Below are 26191 nucleotides of genomic sequence, written 5' to 3'. Positions count from 1 at the left end.
TTTCAGAAAGCTTCAGCGCTTTCATTATCTTCTTCTCTTTCATTACTTTTTTAGTCTTTTCTTACTTTTTAGCTCGTCAACTGTTACGCAGAAAATCAATATCAATATCCTTTACTACAGGTCAATATCAAAAATGCTTTGCAGTAAGTCAATATTAAAGATGCTTTGCAGCAATCATGTGATTTATTGCTCAATACGCTTTATAGATACTGAAGTCTTATATTTACCGCGTTTTCAGAGTTCTCCTGAGATACTTATCGATGAATATACACTGTTGAAAGACAGAGTACTACTCTGGAAGAAAAAAGTAAAGAAACTTAATGTGATTTTTATTTCAATTCATGGGACTCATTCGATCACTGAATTCCGGCAGTTACTTAACTCATTTTGTCTCCGAATTTCGACAGTTATTGACTTCAAGCGGCCATTGACTTCAACCAGTCATTGATTTCATCAGATCATAGGATCCAGATAAGTCCTGGAATTCCAGTCATGGTCATAGATTTTTAATCCGATTTTTTGAACTTGGCCTTATTAGCCTTTCGGAAGCCCAATCAAAGCTATCCAGTATGAAGAGTGAAAAGAGACGAGATTTATAGGCTTTATAGCTTCTACAGACACCTACTATCAAGCAGTAAGGTCAAGTCGAACATCGATTACTGAATCTTCATTTGCTTCTATTTTGGATATCGTCAGCAAATTACCTTTTCTTTCCAGTAAAGTCGCTTTCGTGACCTGGACCTGGTGACCATCCACCTGTTTCTGGTTGTTGTTTTTATGGACGACCAGGAGCTTCTGCCCTTTCTCAGCCCCTTCTCCTATTTTGGACACGATATTTCTTATGACCTGTTCAAAATCAGAATAAATCAAAATTTCCGACTTATTTGCAACCTTTGTAATAATGCCAATCGGTTCCAGACTAAGGTGCATATAGCTTTCCTTCTTTACCTGCTTACACAAGTAATCAAATAATACTAACTCTGAGTAATAATAACTTACGATCCAAGATATCTAATTTATTTTTTTATTATTGTTAAAAATCCAGATATTCCCTGTTCTACAGAAGAACCAGTATATATAATTTACTGGATAAAGGTCCCTGTGCCCGAATTTTTATCGTAGGGTATTAATTACATTAGAAAAATTAGCATATATTAGTATTAATATTAGGATAAATATTCATAAATTAAATTCAAAACTGAACGAAGATTGAGAGTCTGTTCTAAAAATACTTGAGCTGTTTTTTCTTTCAATTAACGCTGCATATATAGAAGATTACTGCTCTATAAAGAGCATACTTATAAAGTATTGAGTATTCCTGGATAAAAAATTAAATTCGATTGTTAAAAATCTGGGGATTCAAATCATGCTTTTTAATATAGAAAACTAAATATTTTGCCCTGAAATAAAAAATTATAAATGAAATTAATGGTATTTTCTGCGGTTGAATTCGTAAACTGCATTATCAACTTTGCTTGATAGCTCATTCATCCGTTCTTCAATCTTTGTTTCTGTATTTTCCATGTTGACCTTGAGAGTACGGTCTTTTGCTTCCATTTTGTTTTCGAGTTCCTGAAGCCTATTGTTTACAGAGATGAGCATGACAGCTAATGTTCCGACCAGGACCATAACCGAAAGAATAATCAGGGGATTTGTGGATTTATATTCAAATCTTCTAAGCCACTCAAAGGATAGAAGAAAGGATGACAGAACCATCACAACAAGAAATACTGTATCTCTAGTCTCCATCGTATACCTCTAACATACCTGTAAAAATTGTTCCGCATACACAAGCATTCTGTAATATAGCCTGTTTCAAAATTACCAAGCGGAATATTCCTTTAAGTATTTACTGCTTTTCTATTTTTACGATTTTCGATTTTTTACTTTTTTCTATTTTGTTCATTTTTTAAGAGGTATGATATATAATTTTTTCACAAACTAACGTTTATCGATTTATTCCTTTACTTTTGATTTATCGCTCCTGTGAAAAAAGAGCCAGTATCTCATAAACGTATCTCAGAAATATATTTTGGAATCATTTCGTGGGAAAATCTCTATTTAATTAATAGAAGAAATACGAGATTCTCAGGTAAAGTTATATATAAACAGTCATGAGAAACGGAGATGAAATTACAGTAAGTATATAAAGGAATAGAAAAGGCATACTGTCAAGAACTAAGGAGTTTAGCACTTGAGTTCCATTGAACAATCAATTAAAGAATATTTACCTATTATTTCCATGGGAGGACTAATCCTTATAGTGCAGATTCTTGCACTCTTTTTGTCCACACCAATGGAAGTTAGTGGAATGCAGGCTTTTGAGGACCCAACCCAGGTGTCTAATTCTATATATTATATTATAATGATCCTGGTTTTTACCCTGTTTGTCCTTATAGCAATAAAGAAAAATATGAAATGGGTAATCAGCCTCTTTATTTATTTGGCCATAATAAGCACTATCTATTACGTAGTCCTCGCCCTGTTTACTCTCATTCCGTTTCTTTCAGGAGTTGAGTCCATTGTCTCAGTTGTGCTGTCCGTAGGAATAACAGTGCTGCTCTATAAATATCCAGAATGGTATGTAGTTGACATTGTGGGAGTTTGTATTGCAGCTGGGGTCAGTGCCCTGATAGGAATTTCCCTCTCAGTTGTCCCCGTAATAGTACTTCTGGTGCTTCTTGCAATATACGACGCTATCTCAGTATACAAAACAAAGCACATGGTATCTATGGCTGAGGGAGTAATGGATCTGAAACTTCCAATAATGTTTGTAATTCCAAAAAACCTGAACTATTCTTTCTTGACGGAAGACTTCAAACAGGACGAAAAGCATGAGGCTTTTTTTATGGGGCTCGGAGATGCTGTTATGCCTACCCTGCTAGTAGTCTCAGCAAACGTCTTCATGAAAAGTAATTTCTATCCAGTCCTTGGGGCCATACTGGGCACGCTTATAGGGCACGCAATTCTTTCCATTCAGGTAATGAAAGGAAATCCACAGGCAGGTCTTCCCTTTTTGAATTCCGGAGTAATCTTGGGGTTCTTTGCTGGTGTCCTGATCTCAGGGGCCTCATTTCTGTGAAGTTAACTTTTCTTCACATATTACTATTTTTATAAATCTCTATTTTATTCTCAAATTTTCGCAAAGATTTTTTTATTTAATAGTTTAATCACTTGATATGTACAAAAGAATTGCAGTGGTCTTTGATAGTGCCGGAACTCTTCTACATATGTACAGGGTTGCAAAGGAATCCAGTACCGGGAATATCCTTGAAAATATAGAGAGCACTGCTATTGTCGCGCAAAAGAATGGATGCGGGCTTGTAGTTCTGAATGCCGAAAGTGATATACTCCTGCGCTCAAGAAGAGACATGCCTCTGTTTGAGTTTATAAAAAAGTACAGAATTTCAATAGGTATAAGCTGTTCAAAAGGAATTTTTACTCCAGAGATTGCATGTGATATCATAAAGGGAACATCTCCAAAAATGGGCGACATACATGATGTGTTGGAAGCAGTTGCATCCCACTGTCCAAATATTTTTTATCTAGCGGCAGGCCTGATAGTTGATTCTCAAGCTAAAACTGTTCCATATATACTGAGTACAGGAGGGCATGTATTCAATACCACGTTACAAGCGGTCCAGACTCTTCATTCCATGAAAGTGGATACGTATATAGCGTCCGGTGATGGTTTATTTGCTCTCATGCAACTGGCTGAGTTCATAGATATTCCCCCGGAAAGAGTCTTTGCTTATTCAAACACCCTGATGAAAGAAAAAGTAGTGCTCGAACTAAAGCAAAAATATGATCTGGTACTCATGGTAGGAGATGGAATTAATGACATATTGGCATTCAGAGCAGCAGATGTAGGAGTAATGACAACACAGCAGGGCGACAAAAGACCTAAAGAACTAAGAGAAGCTGCAGATGTGATAATTGATGATATTATAAAGGTTGTGGATGTGGTAAAATCGCTGTAATCAGGATGTATAAATAATTATTATATAAACTAATCTATATAACACGACGGGTCAATAATAAGCAAAAATATAACACATCGAGTCAGTATACAGAATGAGATTAAAGTACTGATTGAGCAAGTTCGTTAGAGGGATTTGACTTTACTCTAAATGTGCTTTAAATGTTAACAGTGAAAAAATAATGCGTTATGTTTATGTAATCTTTACTCTTAGTAGTTGTTGCCCAAATGTGTGAAATTCGTTAAGTGTGTGAAATTCGTTAAGTGTGTGAAATTCGTTAAGTGTGTGAAATTCGTTAAGTGTGTGAAATTCGTTAAGTGTGTGAAATTTGTTGCTTGTATTATTGTATTATTCATTTATAGTAATTGCCTTTCACTCTTGAGCGATATGCTCAGACAGGCAAGAGCCACCAGAAAGTATTGCATCTCATAATTGCGGAGGAAAATCCATGCCATTATTTATTGAAGTCAAAAACTTAACCGTAGATTTCGACGGTCATAAAGCCCTGAAAAACGTAAATGTAAGTATCAATGAAGGGGAAATAGTTGGAATTCTGGGTAAAAGCGGGTCCGGAAAAACAATCCTGATGCACGTACTGCGCGGCACAGAGTCTTTTGAGAACATTTCAGGTGAAGTAATTTATCATCTATCTCGCTGCCCGAAATGCGGATACATAGAGCGCCCCAGTAAAACAGGTCAGAAGTGTCCGGTCTGTGGAGAAGGACTGGAAGCTTTTGAAGCCGATTTTGTAAAACTTTCACTTTATGATCCGATAAGGAAAGATATTACAAAGCGCATAGCTATCATGCTTCAGCGTACCTTTGCACTTTACGGAGACGAAAGAGTTCTTGTAAACGTCATAAACTCCCTGAATGAAATCGGATATACCGGACAAGACTCTATGAGAAAAGCAATCGAACTGCTGGAAGAAGTAAACCTGAGTCATCGCATGATGCATGTTGCAAGAGAACTTTCGGGTGGAGAAAAACAGAGGGTTGTGCTTGCAAGGCAGCTTGTGAGAAATCCTTTGCTCCTGTTAGCTGACGAGCCCACAGGTACCCTTGATCCCATGACTGCAAAGCTGGTGCATGACGCTATGATGAGGGCGGTCAAGAATTATAATATGAGCATGGTTCTGACTTCGCACTGGCCTGAAGTTATTGAACAGCTGGCGAATAAAGCTATTCTGCTTGAAAACGGAGAGGTAGTCAAGGAAGGAGATCCACTAGAGGTTTCTGCAGTCTTTATGCAAAGTGTGTCCATTGTGAGGCAGGAAAAGAATGTCATGGTTGGGGAGCCTATTATAAGGGTAAGAGACCTCGCAAAGCGTTATATTTCAGTCGATAGAGGCGTGGTCAGAGCTGTAGACGGCATCTCTTTTGATGTAAAGGAAGGAGAAATTTTCGGGTTAGTCGGAGTGAGCGGAGCGGGCAAGACTACAACCTCAAAAATCCTAATGGGAATATTACCACCCACATCCGGAGAAGTTGAGGTTCGCGTGGGAGACGAATGGGTTGACATGACAAAGCTGGGAGTGGAAAATAAAGGAAGAGCAACCAAATATATGGGGTTCCTGCACCAGGAGTATGGCCTTTACACTCATAGCTCAGTAATAGATAATCTTACCGAGTCTATTAGTCTTGATCTACCTTTTGAACTCGGGGTCAGAAAAGCTGTAATTACTCTCAAAGCTGCAGGTTTTGATGAAAACAAAGCAAAAGCTATTTTACCCAAAATGACCGATGAGCTGAGTGAAGGGGAGCGGCACAGGGTTGCACTTGCACAGGTTTTGATTAAGGAACCGAGAATCGTCATTATGGATGAACCAACAGGGACTATGGACCCGATTACCAAGGTATCGGTGACGAATTCTATCCTGAAAGCTAGAGAAGAGATAGGAGAAACATTTGTTGTAGTTTCTCACGATATCGACTTCGTAAACGAGATATGTGACCGTGTCGCACTTATGCGTAACGGGAAAATTGTAGACTTAGGTGAGCCGAAGACTATACTCTCTCAACTCACCGAAGACGAAAGGTCCCAAGCTGCAGAAGAGATATAAATATGCTGCCACCTCTTAGTATAGAAAAATACTAAATGAGGTGCCGATTACGAGTAATGAGATCAGCGTAGAGGTGAATGGGCAACAATATACCTTACTTGCAGGCTCTACCCTTGAAGATGCCCTTAAAGTTTCCAGAGCCCCTTATATAGCCGGTACAGCGGTCGGAATTATGAAAAAGGTCGCTGAGGAAAAGACAGAAATAGTCACCGAATACGCTATCAATACTCCCAGAGGAGAATTCAGGATAGAAATAAAAAATCCTGAATCGCCTTCAGGAAAATTATGGGCTGAGCATTTTAAAGAGTACGAAGGGAAATCTATTCACTGGGCAAGTCCTGAAGCTCTGGCTTTCGGGCCCTTTGAAGCCGAAATTAAACCTTCGCGTGAGGCAGGGAGTTTTGAAGCGTTTGAGGTGGTGTTTGGAGCAGGGGGGTTCGATCCTCACAATACTCATCTTATTTTTTCGCTTAAAAGACATACTGCAGAATATGGAACTCCTGAAGACGGAGTCTTTGCAGAAGTTGTGACCGGAAGGAAAATTTTGTCCAGGCTTTCCAGAGAAGATACAATTCTTGGTATTGAACCAATTATAGAATGGGAACAAATCTCAGAAAAGACCTGCACAACTGATCTTTCTATTCTGCTTGAAGATGGAAACAGTATATTTACTTATTTTGAAGTTGAGCTTTCCAGAAATGCTCCGAAAGGGGCAGAACATTTCTATGCACTTACCCGTGAAGGAACTCTCAATATAGATGTTACTACCAGCTCATTTATCTCAGATGATGACCTGAAGGGAATATCTGCTCCTTACGAAAATTTCGATCCAAGACGAGAAGGTGCAGTTTCTGTCCGTACAGTCGGATATGGGTTGGGTAGAATATATATTTCAAGAGAAGATCGTCCTTCAAGCCTTGTTCATTCGGTTGTAGGGCAGGTAATGAAAGGTATCGAACTCATTAAACTTGCAGAAAAAGGACAGAAGCTTTCGGTTGAGAGTCTTCCTCCCCAGATAGTGCTTCTGGGACATAGCTTTGAGGAAGTCGAGCCTGTACTTTCTTCCATAGGGGTTGAATTGGTAAAAGACGGATATACCGGAGAAGGTGCCGTAATTGTCAGTCAGAACCCGCCAACAACCCTGGAGATCCTTGGAGAAGCGAAGGTGACTGCGTATGCAGTACCCAGAGATAAACTGATTGAGATTGAGCTTTACCCTGAAAAAGCCCCGAAATCTGTTGATTTCTTCCGCCACGGTCTTGAACTTAAAACAAAAACTGTTGGGAAACTGCCTGTTTATATGATATATGACGATGCCTACCTTTTTAAAACCGAAAAGGAAGTTGTGAAGTATAAGGAAATCCTTCCAGAAAATACTCCTGCGGACAAAGTACACGGAGGGGAAATAGGGATCACAAATCAGGCTTCAAAGAGAATGGGGACTATAGGAGTAAGACTTGGAGACGACGAACTTTTTGGCCCTACTGGAGAACGATTTTCATCAACTAATATTGTCGGCCGGATAATAAATCCTGAAAAGCTCCTTGATGTTAAAGAAGGAGATGTGATATACGTAACTGAAATTGTACGCAAGTAAACTTAAAAATATAAAACATAATACAATTGAATAACTATTAAGGCGTACGCAATAATATATAAAATATGTAATATATAAGCACAGTAATAAGTAAGTAAACGTATAAATATCCGGTTAGTGGCTCAAGCTGATTTTCAGCTTGCAGGTATTCAGGTTAAATCTTGTTAACGAATAAGTCAGATCATTATAACGTGGTCGTTTTAATGAATCAAGATGATTGAGCGGATTCACATTAATTTATCGAAAGTTAAAGTCTCCCAAGGCTAAGGAGAGACGAAATATGACGGAAACGAAAAAAGAAGAGGTTACAAAGTACATTGTAATCAGTTCGGATAAAGTGCTGCCTTCAGATGCAGCTATGAAGATCTATGAATCAGAGTTTCCAGTTACGGTAAAAGAGACATGTTTTGGACTTATCGTATCAGGAGCCAAAGACGATGTCCAGATCCTGGTTGAACAAATACGGCAACTGGATAAAAATCATATTTTTGTAAAGGATAGGGGATTCCCTCCAGGAGATGAAAGGCGCTGCCGCGCAAGCAGGGGAGGAGGCCCGCGGCCGGGATTCCATTTTTTGAGGGAAGAAGTGGAGATGCTTCCTGCTATAGGGGCTGCACTTGACGAACTGGAAGCAAAGGAATGTGTAACAGAAAAATGCAAAAAGAAATGCAGGCTTAAAACTTCGGACCTGAAAAAAGTTATTGAAGAGGAGCTTGCGAGGTGAGTTTTTTGGCAAAGGTTTTCATTTACCCTATAAATAGTCTTATTTTAGCTGACCTGGTTGAACGTTTTGGGCACAAACCCCTTACCATGATGAGCCAGATCCGAGAAAAAGTTACAAGCCTCAGCCTTGATTCTCCTCCTCTAAACATTACTCCCGAAGACCCTAAATTGGGTCTTAAATATGCTGCAATTGAAGTGCCGGCTGGAGTAAGGGGAAGGATGTCATTAATAGGCCCTCTTATAGAACAGACAGAAGCTGCAATTATAGTTGAAAACCCACCCACGGATTTTGGTTGTGTGGGCTGTAATCGTACAAATGAGCTGACGAAGTATCTGGTCCGCTCAAAAGGTGTCCCCGTACTCGAGGTAAAGTATCCTGAATCCGACGACGAAGCCCGCGATTTTGTAAACAAAATCGCGACATTTCTGGAGTCATTGCCTAAGGAGAAGTCTGAGGAAGATGATAAGGCAAAAAATGAAAAGCAGTCAGAAAAGGAGGGCAAGAAATGAGTGATGAAGAGTCGGGACTTGTTAAGATTGCACTTGTATCCTGTGGTTCTGAGTATGCCGGAGTTCAGCCTGAGTTTGAAGCAGCAGCAGCTAAAGTGAATGCAAAATTTATTTACCCTGAAATTGATGTTTCATCCGTAGATACTATAGGCAGAGATTTCGGGCTTGAGGTTGCGAGTGGAGACCTGAGGCTTATGATGGCCCGGGCAAAAGCTGTTGTTGAAGGTATAACCAATGCAGACGGAGTTTTCATTACCACCTGTTTCCGCTGTGCCGAAGGAGCTATTGTACGAAATGAGGTTAGAAGATATATCCATGAGCACTCCAATATTCCGGTAATCAGCTATTCTTTTACCGAAAGCACCAGTGCAGGTACACTTCTTACTCGCCTGGAAGCTCTTACTACAATTGTCAGGCGCAGGCACCTTCTTACAAGGGAAGTTCAGACCGGGCTGACCGCGGGAATAGACTCCGGGTCAACAACCACGAAAGCCGTGGTAATGAGGGACAACAAAATAATAGGTATGGGCTGGGTGCCCACAACAAAAGTCCTTGAAAGTGCTGAAGAAGCTTACTCTATTGCCCTGAAAGAGGCTGGTGTTTCCAGGGAAGAAATTCAGGCTCTGGGTACAACCGGATACGGACGATTTCTTATAGGCACTCATTTTAAAGCTCAGCTTGTCCAGGAAGAAATCACTGTTAACTCAAAAGGAGCCGTCTACCTTGCTGATAAGCAGAAGGGCAATGCAACAGTTATTGATATAGGCGGTATGGACAACAAGGCGATCTCGGTTCAGGACGGAATTCCCGGAATGTTTACAATGGGTGGGATTTGCGCAGGTGCTTCTGGACGTTTCTTTGAAATGATCTCAAAGCGGCTTGGTGTAGATATCACCGAACTGGGAGCTCTGGCAGTTAAAGGGATGCATGAACATGTATCTATGAACAGCTACTGCATAGTTTTCGGAACTCAATCCCTTGTAAATTCCCTTGCAAGAGGTGCCACGCCTGAAGATGTGGCTGCTGCAGCCTGCTATAGTGTGGTAGAACAGATCTACGAGCAGCAGTTGCAGGAAGTGGATGTTAAAGAGCCTCTTATTCTTGTAGGTGGATCTTCCTTAATTGCAGGAGTACCAAAAGCCCTTGGAGAACTTCTAAAGATCGATGTCCTTGTGCCAGAGAACTCACACCTGATAGGAGCAGTAGGAGCAGCTTTGCTTGCTTCGGGCTTTGTGGAGGAGTGAGGAGAATATGGATCCGCTTGAAGTCTTTGATGTCGAGTCTGCAATTTCTCCAGAGCAGGAATTTTATAGAAAGATTATCGAGGACAATCTTTCAAGTCTCAAGCTTGCCCCGGCAATAGGGAGAATTAAGGTAGTGTTGAGACCTGAGGATTCCCTTTTTCAGATGGCAATTCTCCTGAGGGATGTGGGCACCAGAGTTACAACAACTGATATTGCTGACATGGAAGTAAAACCGATTGCCAGTGAGATAATAATTTCGATCAAAAAAGAACAGTATATTCCAGAATTGCTGGGAAAACTCTGGGAACGCTATGGAAAAGCTAATATCAGCCAGCCTGACCGCTGGACTGTGGCCATAAGTACGGATAACCCAAGGGCAGAAGCGGCTTTTCTTAAAGATATGATGGTTGCAGATCCAAGGCACAGGCTTCACGAAAACCTTGTTGATTTCGCAATCCGTGTCACTCCAGAGGGTTTCAGGGTCCGGTATCACCTGTATAAAGGTAACCAGTTTATTTTCGTGGCGTCTGAAGAAGCACTAAAACATGAGTGGATTGAAGAAGCAGGAGCAATGCTCGAAGAACTGACGAAAGGAGGGAAAAAGTAAGATGGCTGTACTCCGACCCTATCTTTATACCGGTGGCGTCCACAAGCATGGACTTTTAATTGAGCTGCTGGAAGACCTTGGAGGTTACATAATCCAGAAAGTAGTTACAGGGACTGAAGTCAACCTTATTATGCTTATTCCGGAAAAAGATATCCCAATAGTGAAAAAGCAATCTGACGAACTGCTTGGAATTATGGTAGAAGCTCCTCTGACTGGAGTTGAGATTGCAGTTGTTTCGCCGACTCTTGCTTCTCATCACCTTCCGCATTCAGCCTGTGACATAGCAGAGTATCTCCGTCACCCCGGAGCCAATACAAACATGATAGGACTTGCAAGAGGAATGGGGCGAAGGGTATCCCTGTCTATGGACTACGAAAGGAAGCTTATCAACGAACACGATATTGCAGTTTTCACATTCGGGTCTTTCAGTGACTGCATAATAAACAAGAAGCCAAAGCTCTTTGAAGGCATAGAGATCCCGATTGTGGTTACAGGCGGGCCTGATCTTAAGACCGAGGAAGTTTCCGGAGCAGATCTTTACGTAGGGGATATTGGGAGGACTTCTCACAGGTTGAGAAAAGCCGAGGAGATTAGCGCCCTTGATAAACTCAATGAAGGAGTTGGAAAGATTGCTGATAACATTCGTAAACAGCAGGCAAAAGACCCTCTCTCAGTGCTTCCTGCCAGAGTTATGAAAGAGATTGAAAACCAGGTTCCGGAAATCCGAACTGTACTTTCGCCTGCTCCACTTACCCTCCAGCTTAATGGGCTCAGAGTCAAGTTGCCCTATGATGAATTCCACGAAAAAATTGAAAAACTGGAATTTGATGAAGGGGTTACTCTTTCTGAACTTGCAAATATTTCAAAATCAAAAATGAAAAATTATATATTGATAAAAATCAAATCTAAGTCTGACGTTGGTTTTGCAATTTGACCCGGATTCTGTTGCATTAAGAGTTATTTGCTTTACATTTTACTGGGTGTGTGTTTTTCACTTATCCTTTATACTGTAAAGCCTGCCACAGAAAACGGAGCCCGAATCTTTTTTCCACGTTAATCTACGCTGGTGGTTTCGTATGGAACTTGAGGATATTGTGGAAATTTTGAAAAAGGACCCTGAGAAAGCTGTTCCTGAACTCCTTGAAGATGTCCGGAATCAGTATGGTGAAGTCCCATATATAATGAACTTCATGAAAGATCTCCCGGAGATTTTCATCCCAAAAACGCTTTACGAAAACTCTATCATGAGGGGATTCAAGAACCTCGACCCAGAGACAGTTGAACTTATCGCGATAGGTGTAGCTTCTGCCCTTCGCTGCGAGCATTGCCTGAAAATGCATATTAGAGTCGCAAAACGGAAAGGAGTTAGCAAAGAAAGAATCTTTTATGCAATTATGATAGGAGCATCTCTCTCCAATGCTGCAGTACTAGCTGAAAGCACAAGAGCTCTTACATCCGAATTTCCGGATGAAGGAAATGAAGAAGAATACTGCTGTGACTCGAACTGTGAGATATGTAATATCTCCAAAGCCACTTTTAAGTAAATAGATAATTCAGTAGGTAATAAATCCATTATAAACACTGTAGAAATTCACTGTAGAAATTCGTTGTAAAAATTCACTATAATAATTCACTATAAAAATTCACTATAAAAATTCACTATAAAAATTCACTATAAAAATTCGTTTTGTGATCTTATAAATTCAGTTCATGAGGATCTCATTTAATTTTGAAAAATTAATTCCCTGACCACACCTGACCAAAAGCTAATCCCAGGAAGTCCTCAATCAATAATCATCCAACCTATACAGACTCGCCCTTTTGCACCGAATTTTATGCGAACATTTGTGATAAGTGTTGGAGTATATGCGGGATGTATGGGATGTATACAGGAGATCGATACTTTTACGTTGGGTCTTCAGGGTTAATAATATTTATTTGGTAGGCCGATTTATATAAATCGAGACTATATGTACAAAGTTAGATTCTTTTTTATGCTGTTACTGATGGTACTTATTTTACCCACTGTCTCAGCTGCATCTGGAACGAATCCGGAAAAAATTCTGGATTATCCATGGGATCACTCCCCTATTACTGTATATATTGATGACAGCAATGTTCCCGAACACTACAGCACGACCTATTACACACAAATAGAAAAGGCTATGGAATATTGGGAGGAGGGAGGAAACGGAAACCTTGAGTTTACGCCTGTTTTCAAACTTGTGGATTCGAAAGAAGCTGATATCAGAATAAAATGGGTCGAGAATCTGGAGAAAGTTGAAGGGGCTCCTCCGGGTGTTGCTGGCTATGCAAGTCCCACGGTATCTGATGGTCGATTTGTAAGAGTCGATATAGTGCTTGAAGTAGGCAACTATCAGGGAAAAGCCTGGCGCCAGTATGGGGATACAACAATGCTTTCTATTGCAAAGCATGAATTCGGGCACGCTCTGGGCCTGGGTCACAGCAGCAACAGAAGGGATATCATGTATCCTGAATACGAGCAAAGAGAAGATCTAAACCCTCTACTCATGAGCAAGTACGGGCCTATACTGCAGGTGGCAGCTCTTGTGGCTCTTGTAGTTCTCCTGTCCCTCGGGGTAAGCTGGCAGCGCAGCAGGAAAAAAAGGAAAAAACTTGAGGATAAGTATTTCAAGTGAAAATTTATTTAAAGTACCTCAGAGTAAATCCAAGTTGAAACCCTATTGAACCCCTATCCTAAAAATCAAAATTGATTTTGGATAAGTTTACAAAAAATATTTTTATAATAATCCTTTTTTTCGCATTATATTTATTAAATTTTTAAGTTTACTATTAATACATGAAATTTACTTTTACCCATATGATTTGAAGAAGATACCTTTTTTCATTTATCCATATTTTTAAGTCTATTTCAACTAACCTGACATATTCACAGTAGTTCCCAATATTTCCGGTTCCGAATCATGGTTTGGCCCTGAAAATAACGAATAGTTGTTAGCATCCTCGCAACTAAAAATGGAGCTATAAAAGACTTCATTGGTCATAGGTTAAGGAATTTTCTTACCTGAAAACTATCGATTTTGCATTAGAAGCCGGCCTTAAATTTTGGCAGGTTTACATGAAATCGACACTCTATTCCAGCCCATAAATATTCCAGCCCATAAACTATTAAAATATTTAATAAATATTTTAAAATTGACGCAATTTATCACAAGTCTTCACTTAACCGAAGACGTATGTAAAAGACTTAGATGAGGATATTGAATCCTCATCATATATTCTTTCTTAATTACATATTCTTACTTTCTTTTATACAAAAACACAACAAGCAAACTAACGATCCCAAAAACTGATTCAAAACCTGGAGATTTTTTGTCTTCATTTTCAGAAGTAGTTGGACTTTGTGTCTGTTTAACATTTGTTGCATTACTTGCATTGTTTTCAAGACTACTATTAGATCCAGATTGAGTTCCATATTTTGTTTCGTTCATAGCTGCGTTTGATGCGGTCTTGCCAGTTATTGCAAAAGGAGAAGATAATCCTGGGGTTTCAGCTATGAAATACAGGTACTCATTGTCTTCTCCTGCAAGAGTGGTTTGTAAAGGATTCCATTTTGAATCATTGTACCTCTTGAAGGTAACGGAAGACTTGTCTATATTTTTATCTTGTAACCAGGATTTTTCAATCTTGAAATATACTGTTGCATTTTCAATATTATCGGAAGTTGCAAATCCACTGTTTCCTACCCAGATGTTTACGAATTTATATACTTCATCAGAAGGTGGTTCTGAAACCAGAGTGGACTGATTTTTTAGCATCTCAACTATAGCTGTAGTTTTGCCAACAGTCTTTTTTGAATCAAAATTTATATTAGTGACAGGAGTGGCATTTTGTGGGAAATTGAAATTTACAGAGTTTCCGTATGTAATAGATGTCTGTGAAAGTTCTTTAGTTGCAACATTGCTTTGAGGTTCGGGCGAGCCCCCAGTACCCCCACTGCTACCACTGCTACCACTGCTACTGCTGCCACTGCTACTACTGCCACTGTTGCCACTGCCACTGCTGCCACTGCTGCTACTATCGCTGCTATCTGATACAGTAACAGTTCCCACGCTATCTCCATTGCTGCTGTCCCCACTATCGCTTTCATCACTTGAGCTACTTACTTCTTCTACATTTATTGTTTTGTTTGCTAAGCTTGTTCCGTTTTCATTGTTTACTATTAGATTGACAGTATAGTTTCCTGCTTGTGAATATATGTGTGTCGGATTCTGCTCGGTTGAATTAGTTCCGTCTCCAAAATCCCAGTTCCATCCATTTGCATTTTGTGAGGTGTCTACAAACTGCACATCGAGACCATTGAAAGTATCGGCGTCAAAGCCTGCTTCAGGAAGAACTTTCTGTTGTCCCTGAACAGTTATTTCTTGAGCTGTCGCATCCCAACCTCTTCCATTGCTCACTTCTAAAACAACTCTATAAGTCCCGGGAGAAGTGAAAGTATATGTTGGGTTCTTTTCTTTTGAAGTATTTGTCAGTCCAAAATACCATAAAGTTGTAGTTGCATTTTTACTGTTGTCGGTAAATGTTACATTCAATGGTGCATATCCAGAAGTAGAAGATGCAGAGAAATTAGCAGTTGGTAGACCTGTAGTGTTTTTATTTCCTACCACATAATCTATCTTTTTAAGTGAATCACTTCCATTAGACCCAACTACAATTAAAGTAACATTAAAGACTCCATAAGCGCCAACTCTTCCAAATTCATGAGAAGTAGTTACAAAGTTCCCGTTTCCAGCGCTGTAAGACCAGTGGTCAATTTGAGGATTATAGAATTCCCATTTCCATCTGGTAACTTGACCGGTAACGTTACCATTTAGCCTGGACTCAAAAGGAACAGTCCCATGAGTAATATTACATGTAAAGTCATTAATTGTGACATTGTCTGAAGATGTGACATTGCCTACAGCTGAAACCACTCCAATTGATGGTATAATAGCTAAAGTTACTTGCAAGAATAGTGTAACTAATAAAATCATAGATGAAAAAGATTTTTTCATATAAGGACTCCTTAGGACAAACCAACTAAGATGTAAATTCTACAATTCCTTACTTTAGTTGCATAAGTCCTATTCATTTTTGTTAGCTGTTTACCAGACAATGACCGAAAAATTTGTTCTTAAATATAAGCTTACTTTTTTGAATAGAATTATTTCAAGAGTATATCTCTAAAAAGAAGTTCAGTTAATCCGTAATTTATTGAAAACAACCCAGATAAAGTAATAACTATGAAAATAATTCTTGAAATTGTAATTATAGATTGTGAGACTATCCCAAAACTTCATGTAATCTAATTATTACTGCTAATATTATAACTCCTAAATATGATGCTTCTTTGATTTCATATCTTGGAAATACTTTTTTACATGACTTTATCCCGCTGAAAAACCTCTCTATTTCACTTTTCTTTTTGTATTCTTCCTGATCTACCTTTATTGGTCTTCCTCTCTTCTTTTTCTTCTGATTTCTTTTGTTCACTGGTATATTGGACTTTATTCCTTCTCTCCGATTATATTTTCTAATTTTATCTGTATCATAAATTGCATCAGCTGTCACTTTGGAAGGCCTGTTTGCAGGCCTTCATGCGGGTCTTTTTATCTTGAAATTTTTAAGCGTATGAATATATAGAGTTGAGTCATTCTTATTTGCAGGAAAAATAATAATCAAGAGAGGGAAACCTTTTATGTCTATTAAAACGCTTAATCTTACCTTTTTTACTTTTTTGTATCCATTTTAATTGGTTTTTCCCATTTTTTGGCAGGAATATCCTTTGTATCAGTAAAGCAATGGGAAATATCTATCTTATCCAAATCATAACCTTTGTTTAAAAGTTCATTGAAAATCTTCTGATATATACTATGTTCAAACAGATATGGATGAAATCTATGAACTGTTGACTTAGATCCATATCTTCTGGGAACGTTTTTCCATGTACAACCGGACATAACAACGTACAAAATACCGTTCATTAACTTCCTCAATTTGCACGAAGCCTTCCTGTATTCGGTTTCTGCGGAGGAAGATAAAGTTCTATGGAGTTCCATAGAACGTCATCGATTTAATAGAATGACATAACGGTAAATTATAATTCCAATATAATCGGTAAATTTATAATTTCAATATAATATTACTTTTGGGATAGGCTCGGTATTAAAAATATACTTAAAATATATAAAAAGTTCTTCATTGGTCATCGGTTAAGGAGTTTTCTTGCCTGACAGCTATCGATTTTGCATTAGAAGTTGGCCTTAAATTTTGGCCTGTTTGCATGAAATCGATACCCTGTTCCAGCTCATAATTTATTAAAATATTTAACAAATGTTGAGAACATTGACGCAATTGTCACGATTTCTTACTTAACCGAAGACGCATTAAAAGTTCTTTATTATCAGCTTACAAATGGCCTTAGTGTAAGTCACTAATTTTTCTTTCGAATTTTTACTTAAAGAGCTGATTCAAAAACTCAATATCTACTTTTTTGAAACTCATTTTTAAAATCGCCAATTGAGATTCTGGCCAAGAAAGCAATTCTAGAACTCTTATAAATCATGAAAATAAAAATTGGTTTTGTGACAGGCTCAGCAGGTAATCACTTTTCGGATAGAGTTTAAATAGGCAGCTCTGGGAGTTCCTTATTTTCTGCAGTGAATCTTTTAAAGAACTCTTTAAAATGAGCGGGAAGATCATTCATTTCCAGAATATCCTCAAGAGAGCTCCATGCATGTTCCACATGTTCATAGCTCAACTTTACATCAGCAATGACATATCCTCCATCATATATTATGGCAATTACTTTTTTGTCCGGAAGCTCAAAGGTAGCATATCCTGCAATCTCTCCGAGCACAATTGAAATCCCGGTTTCCTCCCAGACCTCCCGAACAACTGCATCTTTAAGAAGTTCTCCACGGCTCAGCTTTCCACCCGGCAGATCCCATTTCCCCGGATTGCTGTGAAAATTTTCCGACCGCTTGAGAAGCAGGAATTCGCCTTTCTCGTTCCGTAGAGCGGCATAAACAGAAACGATGTAAGGTTTCTCCAGATTCATACAATATATATGTGAGATTTCTCTGTCTTAAAGGCTGGCTCTTTTAAGATCTTCAGGATATAGCTTTTTTCAAATACAGATTTTTAAAAGAAAAATCCACCATGAAAGAAATTCTTACTACTTTTTCGTCAGGATTGGAGACGATACTTTGTGAGACTACGAACAGTATAAACATAAACAAAAGAAATTTGATAAAAGAATAAATTCAGGAAAATAGTAATAGAAAACTATATTAGAAATGTTAGGTTTCAATTTGAAACTATAAATCTAAAGTTAAATCTGGAAAAAACGATGATGACAGGTATTATATAAAAAGAATCTAAAAATAAGAATGGGACCAGGTAGAAGATAAGAAATACCTTTTAATGAGTTATGGCTTCGGGCATGTAGAGATGTGGTCTTTGATACGTAAAAAAGAATATTTTAAATATGCCTTTTTCAATCTGGAGAAGTACAAGGTCCAGAGTTTGATCAATCTCAATGAATGGAAAATCCGGATAGGAACAGATTTTAATTATAAAAAATATACACAGAAATTCCACTCTGAATCCCTATGAAGGTGTATTTTTGAATCAGGGAATATTGAAGAAAGCCATTGTAATTCTCTTACTACTTACAGTTGGAGTATTTCTGGTCCATGCCTACTGGACAGAGATTGTATCTGTTCTTGGAGAGAGCTTGAAAATGCTCGCTGAAACACGGATTCGATATGTTATTTTGGCGTTCTTAGTTTACCTGTTGAGTGTGTACTTATTTGCAGTCCGCTGGCAGCAGGTACTCTCCTCCATTGGCCACAATCTTAAAGCCACAGATCTTCTTCCCATTCTTTTCGGAGCAATTTTTGTGAATAATCTAACTCCAGCGAACCGGACAGGAGGTGAACCCCTGCGGATGTTATGGGTTAACAAACGCTTTGGGATAAGTTATACCGATGCTTTCATAACGATCCTCTTTGAAAGGCTCGTTGAAGCGATTCCCATTATCCTGCTCTTATTCTACGTGCTATATTTCGTTCCTTCTCTAGATATTAAATTCCTGCCTCTGAAAAATATCCTGACATTAAATTCAACTTATCTGTTTCTCCTTGCCTCCCTTGCAACTGGAATACTCATATGGATTTTCCGGGAAAGATTTACTGTCCTTCTTAAAGATATAAAGCAAAACTGGAAAAAACTTCATAAATCTTTTATTCCTGCTCTCCTATTATCTTCTGGGGTCTGGATTCTGGATATAGTACGACTTCAACTGATCGCCCTGGCTCTAAATCTTAATCTTTCTCTGCATATTATCGCATCAGTTTCAATCTTGTATCTCCTGCTCGGACTCCTGCCAATAACTCCTGGAGGGCTTGGAATCGTTGAAGGAGGATTGATTTCCCTGCTTCTATATTTTGGGTTATCGCTTGCTTCTTCAGGAAGTTTCGTTTTTCTGGAACGTTTTATCTCTTTTGGACTGAGCAGTCTGATAGGATTCCTTTACCTGTTTTATTACGGAGGATCTGAGATATGGAAAAACATAAAATTGCAATGATCAGTGATTGGTATTTTCCAAAGGTAGGAGGAATCGAGTATTCAATGCACACCCTTGCTAAAACCCTGAGCAAGCATGGATATGAGGTAAGCGTTATTACAAGGAGCTACCCAGGTGTTCCTGAGTACAGTAGAAGGGATGGAGTATCAGTAATAAGAGTTAAAGGTAAACCTTTACCCGGACAGAGGCGATTTCTCATGCCAGGTGCATATAAAGAACTCTTCAACCTTTTAAAAAACGGGAATTATGATATTGTCAATTGTCATGGGCTTGATTCACCCATCGGTATGATTGCTCTTATTATTTCCAGAAAACTCGGAATTCCCGTAGTAGTCACCAATCATTCCCTGGTAGGAGATACGCCATATAGTTCGCTTTTATATCTTGCAGGCAAATTGCTTCTAAAAAATACTGATGCTGTAATTGCAGTTAGTTCGGCAGTTGAAAAAGACTCAAAGCTGATGACAAAAAAACCAATATACCGGATTTTCAATGGGGTAGATTCTGAAGATAAAATCATCAAAGTCTCCTTCCCTGTTAATACTAAAGGAAAACTCGTAATTGCCACGGTTGCACGCATGACAAAGAAAAAGGGTGTTCAAAACATTGTAGATTTAGCCCCTTCACTTCTGGAAAAGCATAAAAATTTGCTGTTTGTAATGATAGGAGACGGCCCACTAAGGGAAAAGCTTGAAAGCACGGTGGAGGAGTCAGGTTTATCCGGAAATTTCTACTTTACAGGGGAAGTACCCAGGGAAAAAGTGCTGGGATATCTGGAACAGGCAGATATATTTGCTCTTCCCTCGATTAATGAGGCTTTTGGAATTTCGATTCTGGAGGCAATGTCAAAAGAGGTTCCTGTTGTAGCAATGAATAACAGTGGGGTTTCGGATATTGTAAATAACGGTGTGAACGGCTATCTTGCAGACAGCATTACCGAATTTTCAGAATATCTTGAGAATCTTATAGAAAAACCGGCCCTGCGAACTTCCTTTTCCAGGGAAGCTTTAAGAGGGCTTTCAAATTATGACTGGAACCGGATCTGTGAACAGACAAGCAAAGTATATACAAGTGTCATTTATGAAAAATATCACAATAACTGTTGATGTGGAAGAAGACTGTCCCCCGATGCTTACAAGTACGAGAGGCATGGAAGAAGGACTGCCTGAGTTACTGGATCTTTTCAAAAAAGAAAGGATAAAAGCAACATTTTTTGTTACCGGGATGATGGCTAAGCAATATCCTGACATTATACATAGAATCCCGGAAGAAGGACATGAACTTGGATGCCATGGATATACTCATACGCGTTTTGACCGCATGGATAAAGAAGAAGCCAGAACTGCTCTCAAGCAGGCTGGAGGAGTTTTGAGGCAGTTTGAAAGGAAGCTGGTTTCTTTCAGGGCCCCGAACCTGCAGTTCCCGAAAAATTATCTTGGACTTCTGGAAGATGAGGGTTTTAGGTACGACTCATCCATTGCAGCATATAAGCCTCCTTTTTCCCGGAGCAAAGTTGAAGGCAAAATAATAAGGATTCCAGCGACGATTACTTCTTCATTTATAAGGCTGCCTCCAGAATTTTTTATCCCGCTACTCAAACGCTGGGAATCCCCTGTAATCTTTGTCCATCCCTGGGAATTCGTGGATATGTCAAACACATCTATACGCCTGGATTGCAAGTTCAATACTGGAGAAAAAGCCCTAAACAACCTTAAAGTTTTGATCCGTACCTTAAAAGCTCAAGATTACGGTTTTTTAACTCTGCAAGAAAGAGCAAAACTTGAAAAATATGAATAACTGCCTGAAAAGAGTAAATAAACCCTTTTTCCTTGTGAGAAGGTGCCAATGTTGCCTATTGAGTTTTAATTGAAATACTTGCACAAAATTATTTTTCAAGAACTTTCAGAAGTTTCCTGATTTTATCGTTTTCTATGGAATAGAGCCTCATCTTCCCTTCTTTTCTCACTTTAATTATTCCCCAGTCCTGCAATTTTGCAAGGTGCATTGAGGTATTTGACTGAGTTCTATCAATGAGTTCCGGGATCTCGCAGGCGCATAGTTCTCCTTTGCAGTCACTGCATTTATTCTCTTTGCATTTGCACTCAGCATCAAGAAGAGCCTTGATAATTCTGTACCTTGTATCTTCGCTCAGTGCCTTGAAAAGCTGGATGTTTTCTTCATCACTCATATCAATAAACATTGAATATAAGAATATATATTTTTCTAAAGCTGAATAATAAAATCAAACACTTGATCCGGGTTACCTTTAAACAAGCTATAAAATAAGAAAGCTTCAGATTTCATTTTCCTGCCGCTCTCTTAGCTTCTTTTGTTATTTCTTTCATCATTTCTCCAACGAGGTTAGCTTTTTCACAGTGAGAGGCCTCCTTTGGCTTGCAGTTCAGGAGAATACTCATCAGTCTGTCAGCCATCCGGTAGAATTTTAGATCTTCAAGCCGGACCAATATTCCTGATAAACTCTCACTAAATTCCCTGCATTTATCGTGATTGCAGACAGCTTCCTCATGCAACTGGCATACTGATTGCAGTTCTTTTATTATCTCTTTCGGGATACTCTCAACCATAAAAATCAATCCGGTTCAGCTTTATTTCCAATAACTTAAAGGAGCGGTTGCAATTATGAAAGTAAATTTGGCAAAGTAAAATATGGCAAAAAAGATCTGGCACTTTTTACCACAAATCAAAAAATATAATTCTCAAATTACAACACTTAAAATTTTAAAATGTATATTCATGCCTGCAATGCTCCATTATATCCTCTATAAAATCGGTGTAAAAGTCATCCAAGACTGTCACTTTATCTCCTGCCCTCATAGCTCTGGCTTCCAGGTCTTCTTTACATGCGTAAATTTTGAACTCTTGTTGTTCTTCTATCCCGGTAAGCAGGTGATAGACTCCATCTCCTGCAAGGTAGATTCTGGCTTTCTCAGAACAGGCAGCCAGTTTAAGACATAACTCCGATTTCTGGCTGAAGGGAGGCTTTGTCAGCAGGAACACATCCGATTGTTCTTGTTTCATATTATCATCCGATAAATCCATGATCAGCAGTAGTATTCAGCCATTAAGTAGTATTCAGCCATTATTAAAACGAGATCACACCATCCGAGCTTTTCATTACTTCAAAAAAATCTTCTTCGTCGGTCAGTTCTAGGGTTTCTATCAAAGTTTCTCCGAAAAGGTACCTTTCCATCAGCGAGGGTTCATGCACAAGCACTCTCAACTCCCCGTATGCATAAAGAATATCTGCAAGGTTTGGTAATCCAAGCTTTCTGCTGTCTTGCCCTGCAACCGCAAGATAAACTCCATCGCCATAAAGACCGAGAGTCACATCCATCTTCCTAAGGCTTACTGCAGCTGCATTCAATGCTCCAAAAGCTTTTTCACTGCCGTATGGTGCTGTATCCAGCAGATAAAAAACTGATCTCATAAGATCCGAACCTCCCAAAAATTGGATTTTATCAATAAAACCTTATCTTGAAAGTGAAATTACTCTGTCACTTTTATTTAACATTTCCGACAGCTCATAAAGGCTAGTAATTCTTATTCCAGGGAGATAATCTCTGCAGTTACTTCCCTGTATAATCTCCTCTTCTGGAATGTAGCCTCTTGCACTGGCGCATCGCGCACAGGCTCGAATAACGACCCCTTTTTCCGCAAGTCCGGAAAACAGTTGTCCTGCATTGGTAAAGAAGGATGGGTCCTGGCTCTTTTTTGGGATGTGCACTGCATCCAGGTACAGAAATATGTTTACTTTATATTGTTTAAGTGCAGCCCTGGCGAGTTTGTAGGCGATCTCAGCGTACTCAGAGATGTAAGGACCATCAGTGAGTACTATTGTTAGTGTTTTCAAAGCTTCCTCCAACTGATTGATACATCAGATTGTGACTCAAATGTACGCCAGCCAGAAACTGTAGCCTTTCGAGGTTGGTTTCATAACCTGACTCTTTAAGTTGCGTACACTGATCTAAACTTACCTGTCCTGCCGTAGCCTTATGGCAAAGATGTAGCAGCTCTGTTCACCGCAGTCTCGACAGTTGGTCTGGGGCAGGTGTTTATATATGCCCATAAGTTCTACCCTGACATTTCCTCTGGGAGGCAGAACTATTCCTTATTTAATAGTTTCATTGATAGTGTTTTTTAAATTTTCGGTATTCTCTTCAAATTTAATGGAGGATTTTCCAATTCGAAAAATGTGCAACAATTTTATCATACAGTTATTGAGTTAAATGCATCGTTTGAAGTTGTTTCTTACGCTTGGTTAAATTCTTAAATTTTCAGCAAATACATGAAATTTACTTTTACTCATACAATTTGAAGAAGATACTCTTTTTTGATTTATTTGGTAATTTTATTTTGTATATCTACGGCGTTTATGGGATTAGTTGCCATTAAGGTCACAGTTCTTATCCTTTGATTATTGAATAAAAACGCTAATGTTAACTATTATGGTCTTGTCCATGGTTATCTATCCATAGGTAAGAACATAATTAAGAAACAGAAGTAAAAACATAATTAAAAAGCAGAAGTAAAAACATAATTAAGAAGCAGGAGTAAAAACATAATTAAGAAGCAGGAGTAAAAACATAATTAAGAAGCAGGAGTAAAAACAGAAGTAAAATGGAGCGGGAAAAGAAATAGAGGAATTAATATGGCGGGCTTGAAAGGAAAAACAGTATATGTAGACCTTGGTTCTGAATCTGTAAATACAGTCAGGACCGATGAGAACTTAATTCGGAAATACCTTGGTGGCCGAGGGTTGGGGGTAAAACTGCTTTCCGAACTTGCAGACGCGAATATTAACCCTCTTAGTCCGGAAAATCCCTTAATATTCACCTCTGGGCCTCTTTCTGGCCTTGCTCCGATGGCTTCAGGTGCGGTCCTCACATCAAAATCGCCTTTAACAGGCACGATATTTAGCTGGAACATGACTGGGGGCTTCGGAAGTGAACTGAAGAAAGCTGAAATCGATGCTCTGATTGTTATCGGAAAGGCAAAAAGGCCTTCGTATGTAAAAATAGAGACCGGAAATATTGAAATTGTGCCCGCAGAACATCTCTGGGGAATGAATATCAGAGAATGTACCGAAGCCCTTGAAGACAAAGGCAGTGTGGCCTGTATTGGTAGGGCAGGAGAAAAACAGGTTCTTATTTCCTCTTTTGTTGTTGATTCCATACATAGCGGGAGAGGAGGTCTGGGTGCGGTTGCCGGCTCAAAAATGTTCAAAGCCGTGGTTGTAAAAGGAGAAAAGGAACTTTCACCTTCTGCTCCTGAGAGATTCAGGGAACTTGAGGTAAAACTATCGAAGCTCTTTGATGCAAGTCCCGTGCTTTCTAAAGGCCTTGCAAATTACGGCACTTCTGTGCTTGTAAAACTGCTGGATTATATGAATCTCATTCCTAGCAGGAACTTTACCGGAAAAAAGACTCTTTTTGCAGATTTACTTTCAGGAGAGTGTATCAAATCCACTTTCAAGCTTGAAAATGAGAGTTGTCCTGGCTGTCCTCTGGGTTGTAAAAAAAGAATTAAAGGAGCAGGGCAGATGTTTAAAAATGCAGGGCAGATTTTGCCTGAAGGGCCGATTTTACCTGAAGGACAGATTTTGCCTGATTACGATTCCTTCTGGGCCTTCGGGTTTAACCTTGAAAACCCTGATATCACTTCCGTGCTTAAGGCTGACAGGATATGCAAGGATTACGGGCTTGATCCTATCTCGGCAGGTTCCGTGCTCGGGGCATATGCAGAACTCAAAGAAGGAATAATCAAGGCTAATGAACTGGAATCCAGGCTCTTTGAAATCGGGGAAGGAGGCAAACTAGGAAATGGAGCCAGGAGATACTTATCAGGCCTTGGGAGAAAAGACCTGAGCATGGATGTAAAGGGGCTCGAACTCGGAGGTTTTGATCCGCGAGGGATAAAGGGACAGGCCCTGGCTTATGCTACTTCCACCCATGGGGGAGACTATTTGACTGCTTTCATGGTTGGACCCGAGGTACTTGGAAGACCTGTAAGTCTTAATCGTCTGAGCCTTAAAGGAAAAGCAGGTATCCTCCAGGTATTTGAAAACCTGACTGCAGTTCTGGACTCTTTTGTATTCTGCCCCTTCTCAGGTTTTGCCCTTAACGAAGAGCTAGGTTCTGCTCTTTTGCTTTCGGGTGCAGGTATGGAAATATCACCTGCGGAGCTCCTGAAAATCGGAGAAAGAATCTATAATCTGGAGAGAACGTATAACCTTAATGCAGGATTTGCCCGAAAAGACGATACCCTTCCTGAAAGGCTGTTTGAAAACAAGGGTGAAAACGAAGGGTACGGACTTCCCAGGCAGGAATTCGAAGCTGCACTTCAGGAATATTACCATTACCGCGGATGGAATGAAGAAGGAGTTCCCGGATCGAAAAAGTTAAAGGAACTTGGGAGCAGCTTTTAAGACGAAAGTCGGAAAGACAGTGTGGATGGCGTAAGAATTGCGGAACGGAGTCCGGAACCACCTGTAAAAGAAAAAAGGGAATTTCCAGGCAAATTTACTACACTGTATGCTTCAAGAGAATAATAACTCTTATTGAGTAAAGGATTTTCTCTTTGAAACCTAATATTACCTTTAATCCAATATTTCCTTTAATCCAGTATTCCTTTAATCTGGATTTTTCCGGATTTTTTCGGAGATTTCAGGCAGTTTTCTCAGGAATCCAGTCAAAAGACGTAAAATCTCGCACAAGCGTTATATAGTCAAGGATAAATTAATCGTATTAGTTCTCGATCTGTAGATTAGCTCTGCAGGCACTCCAAGCTCGGAATATTTTCCAGTTTTTCTATGCAGATCTTAAGTAATGTATTGG

General features: G+C 39.2%; 27 protein-coding genes. 15 read left to right on the top strand and 12 right to left on the bottom strand.

Translation table 11 applies throughout. The features are described 5' to 3' along the window. Positions 1 to 627: 627 nt before the first annotated feature. Together MSBRM_RS17430 and MSBRM_RS17425 are read right to left on the bottom strand one after the other, a co-directional pair. On the bottom strand, positions 628 to 930 hold the full coding sequence (locus MSBRM_RS17430) for a hypothetical protein (protein WP_011306208.1): 303 nt from the start codon (positions 928 to 930) through the stop codon (positions 628 to 630). Between the two features lie 495 nt (positions 931 to 1425). Further along, complete coding sequence (locus tag MSBRM_RS17425; RefSeq protein ID WP_048122272.1) at positions 1426 to 1749, bottom strand: hypothetical protein; 324 nt, start codon at positions 1747 to 1749, stop codon at positions 1426 to 1428. Positions 1750 to 2194: 445 nt separating this feature from the next. Here MSBRM_RS17425 and MSBRM_RS17420 point away from each other — a divergent pair, with 445 nt between their 5' ends. The 11 genes from MSBRM_RS17420 to MSBRM_RS17370 all read left to right on the top strand — a co-directional run bounded on the left by MSBRM_RS17420 (position 2195) and on the right by MSBRM_RS17370 (position 13383). Continuing rightward, positions 2195 to 3082 carry a presenilin family intramembrane aspartyl protease PSH gene (locus MSBRM_RS17420; RefSeq protein ID WP_048122270.1) on the top strand — a complete coding sequence of 296 codons (888 nt, stop codon included), beginning with the start codon at positions 2195 to 2197 and terminating at the stop codon, positions 3080 to 3082. Between the two features lie 97 nt (positions 3083 to 3179). Further along, on the top strand, positions 3180 to 3980 hold the full coding sequence (locus MSBRM_RS17415; RefSeq protein ID WP_048122268.1) for an HAD family hydrolase: 801 nt from the start codon (positions 3180 to 3182) through the stop codon (positions 3978 to 3980). Between the two features lie 448 nt (positions 3981 to 4428). Next, positions 4429 to 6042 (top strand): methyl coenzyme M reductase system, component A2, encoded by a 1614-nt coding sequence (atwA, locus tag MSBRM_RS17410; RefSeq protein WP_048122263.1) that lies wholly within the window; start codon positions 4429 to 4431, stop codon positions 6040 to 6042. A gap of 40 nt (positions 6043 to 6082) precedes the next feature. Further along, positions 6083 to 7639 (top strand): methyl-coenzyme M reductase-associated protein Mmp3, encoded by a 1557-nt coding sequence (gene mmp3, locus MSBRM_RS17405; RefSeq protein ID WP_048122261.1) that lies wholly within the window; start codon positions 6083 to 6085, stop codon positions 7637 to 7639. Positions 7640 to 7919: 280 nt separating this feature from the next. After that, positions 7920 to 8363, top strand: coding sequence for a methanogenesis marker 6 protein (locus MSBRM_RS17400; RefSeq protein ID WP_048156504.1), 444 nt, complete (start codon positions 7920 to 7922; stop codon positions 8361 to 8363). A 5-nt stretch (positions 8364 to 8368) separates the two neighbouring features. Further along, entirely contained in the window at positions 8369 to 8872 is a 504-nt protein-coding gene (locus MSBRM_RS17395; RefSeq protein ID WP_048123620.1) for a methanogenesis marker 5 protein, read from the top strand. Next, positions 8869 to 10116 carry a methanogenesis marker 15 protein gene (locus tag MSBRM_RS17390; protein ID WP_048122258.1) on the top strand — a complete coding sequence of 416 codons (1248 nt, stop codon included), beginning with the start codon at positions 8869 to 8871 and terminating at the stop codon, positions 10114 to 10116. Before MSBRM_RS17395 ends, MSBRM_RS17390 begins: the two co-directional genes overlap by 4 nt. 7 nt (positions 10117 to 10123) lie before the next feature. Further along, positions 10124 to 10723 carry a methanogenesis marker 17 protein gene (locus MSBRM_RS17385; RefSeq protein ID WP_048122256.1) on the top strand — a complete coding sequence of 200 codons (600 nt, stop codon included), beginning with the start codon at positions 10124 to 10126 and terminating at the stop codon, positions 10721 to 10723. A 1-nt stretch (position 10724) separates the two neighbouring features. Beyond that, the gene (locus tag MSBRM_RS17380) at positions 10725 to 11657 is read left to right on the top strand and encodes a methanogenesis marker 7 protein (RefSeq protein ID WP_048122255.1); all 933 of its coding nucleotides are present in this window, start codon (positions 10725 to 10727) and stop codon (positions 11655 to 11657) included. 142 nt (positions 11658 to 11799) lie between these two features. Next, complete coding sequence (locus MSBRM_RS17375) at positions 11800 to 12267, top strand: carboxymuconolactone decarboxylase family protein (protein ID WP_048122253.1); 468 nt, start codon at positions 11800 to 11802, stop codon at positions 12265 to 12267. A gap of 462 nt (positions 12268 to 12729) precedes the next feature. Next, on the top strand, positions 12730 to 13383 hold the full coding sequence (locus MSBRM_RS17370) for a matrixin family metalloprotease (protein WP_230629023.1): 654 nt from the start codon (positions 12730 to 12732) through the stop codon (positions 13381 to 13383). A gap of 621 nt (positions 13384 to 14004) precedes the next feature. On the opposite strand, the gene MSBRM_RS17365 is transcribed toward MSBRM_RS17370, so the two are convergent. The 4 genes from MSBRM_RS17365 to MSBRM_RS17350 all read right to left on the bottom strand — a co-directional run bounded on the left by MSBRM_RS17365 (position 14005) and on the right by MSBRM_RS17350 (position 17807). Then, positions 14005 to 15762: a PGF-pre-PGF domain-containing protein gene (locus MSBRM_RS17365; RefSeq protein WP_052712943.1), complete on the bottom strand. Its 1758-nt coding sequence runs from the start codon at positions 15760 to 15762 to the stop codon at positions 14005 to 14007. Between the two features lie 268 nt (positions 15763 to 16030). Continuing rightward, positions 16031 to 16318, bottom strand: a complete 288-nt coding sequence (locus MSBRM_RS17360; protein WP_052712942.1) for a transposase — start codon at positions 16316 to 16318, stop codon at positions 16031 to 16033. 158 nt (positions 16319 to 16476) lie between these two features. Then, positions 16477 to 16806 (bottom strand): transposase, encoded by a 330-nt coding sequence (locus MSBRM_RS17355; protein WP_141706328.1) that lies wholly within the window; start codon positions 16804 to 16806, stop codon positions 16477 to 16479. A 563-nt stretch (positions 16807 to 17369) separates the two neighbouring features. Continuing rightward, on the bottom strand, positions 17370 to 17807 hold the full coding sequence (locus MSBRM_RS17350; RefSeq protein ID WP_048156501.1) for an NUDIX domain-containing protein: 438 nt from the start codon (positions 17805 to 17807) through the stop codon (positions 17370 to 17372). Between the two features lie 567 nt (positions 17808 to 18374). Here MSBRM_RS17350 and MSBRM_RS17340 point away from each other — a divergent pair. From MSBRM_RS17340 to MSBRM_RS17330, 3 genes are read left to right on the top strand one after another with little or no spacing between them, the layout of a single operon-like run. After that, positions 18375 to 19337, top strand: coding sequence for a lysylphosphatidylglycerol synthase transmembrane domain-containing protein (locus tag MSBRM_RS17340; protein WP_048122245.1), 963 nt, complete (start codon positions 18375 to 18377; stop codon positions 19335 to 19337). After that, positions 19313 to 20443, top strand: a complete 1131-nt coding sequence (locus tag MSBRM_RS17335) for a glycosyltransferase family 4 protein (protein ID WP_048122243.1) — start codon at positions 19313 to 19315, stop codon at positions 20441 to 20443. Before MSBRM_RS17340 ends, MSBRM_RS17335 begins: the two co-directional genes overlap by 25 nt. Then, positions 20418 to 21134: a polysaccharide deacetylase family protein gene (locus MSBRM_RS17330; RefSeq protein ID WP_048122241.1), complete on the top strand. Its 717-nt coding sequence runs from the start codon at positions 20418 to 20420 to the stop codon at positions 21132 to 21134. Before MSBRM_RS17335 ends, MSBRM_RS17330 begins: the two co-directional genes overlap by 26 nt. An 88-nt stretch (positions 21135 to 21222) precedes the next feature. On the opposite strand, the gene MSBRM_RS17325 is transcribed toward MSBRM_RS17330, so the two are convergent. From MSBRM_RS17325 to MSBRM_RS21575, 6 genes are all read right to left on the bottom strand, one after another. After that, positions 21223 to 21525 carry an ArsR/SmtB family transcription factor gene (locus tag MSBRM_RS17325; RefSeq protein ID WP_230629021.1) on the bottom strand — a complete coding sequence of 101 codons (303 nt, stop codon included), beginning with the start codon at positions 21523 to 21525 and terminating at the stop codon, positions 21223 to 21225. Positions 21526 to 21637: 112 nt separating this feature from the next. After that, positions 21638 to 21922 (bottom strand): hypothetical protein, encoded by a 285-nt coding sequence (locus tag MSBRM_RS17320; RefSeq protein WP_048156498.1) that lies wholly within the window; start codon positions 21920 to 21922, stop codon positions 21638 to 21640. Between the two features lie 154 nt (positions 21923 to 22076). Further along, complete coding sequence (gene tusB, locus MSBRM_RS17315) at positions 22077 to 22376, bottom strand: sulfurtransferase complex subunit TusB (protein ID WP_048122235.1); 300 nt, start codon at positions 22374 to 22376, stop codon at positions 22077 to 22079. A gap of 64 nt (positions 22377 to 22440) precedes the next feature. Next, on the bottom strand, positions 22441 to 22785 hold the full coding sequence (locus MSBRM_RS17310) for a DsrE family protein (RefSeq protein WP_048123617.1): 345 nt from the start codon (positions 22783 to 22785) through the stop codon (positions 22441 to 22443). 42 nt (positions 22786 to 22827) lie between these two features. After that, positions 22828 to 23208 carry a DsrE/DsrF/TusD sulfur relay family protein gene (locus MSBRM_RS17305; protein ID WP_052712940.1) on the bottom strand — a complete coding sequence of 127 codons (381 nt, stop codon included), beginning with the start codon at positions 23206 to 23208 and terminating at the stop codon, positions 22828 to 22830. Between the two features lie 120 nt (positions 23209 to 23328). Beyond that, entirely contained in the window at positions 23329 to 23424 is a 96-nt protein-coding gene (locus MSBRM_RS21575) for a (Fe-S)-binding protein (protein ID WP_080941598.1), read from the bottom strand. A gap of 582 nt (positions 23425 to 24006) precedes the next feature. On the opposite strand from MSBRM_RS21575, the gene MSBRM_RS17300 reads away from it, so the two are divergent. After that, positions 24007 to 25782: an aldehyde ferredoxin oxidoreductase family protein gene (locus tag MSBRM_RS17300; RefSeq protein WP_048156495.1), complete on the top strand. Its 1776-nt coding sequence runs from the start codon at positions 24007 to 24009 to the stop codon at positions 25780 to 25782. Positions 25783 to 26191: the final 409 nt, after the last annotated feature.

Origin of the sequence: Methanosarcina barkeri MS, assembly GCF_000970025.1 — an archaeon.
GTDB classification, from domain to species: Archaea; Halobacteriota; Methanosarcinia; order Methanosarcinales; family Methanosarcinaceae; genus Methanosarcina; species Methanosarcina barkeri.
This window is presented reverse-complemented; position numbering and strand designations above follow the sequence as displayed.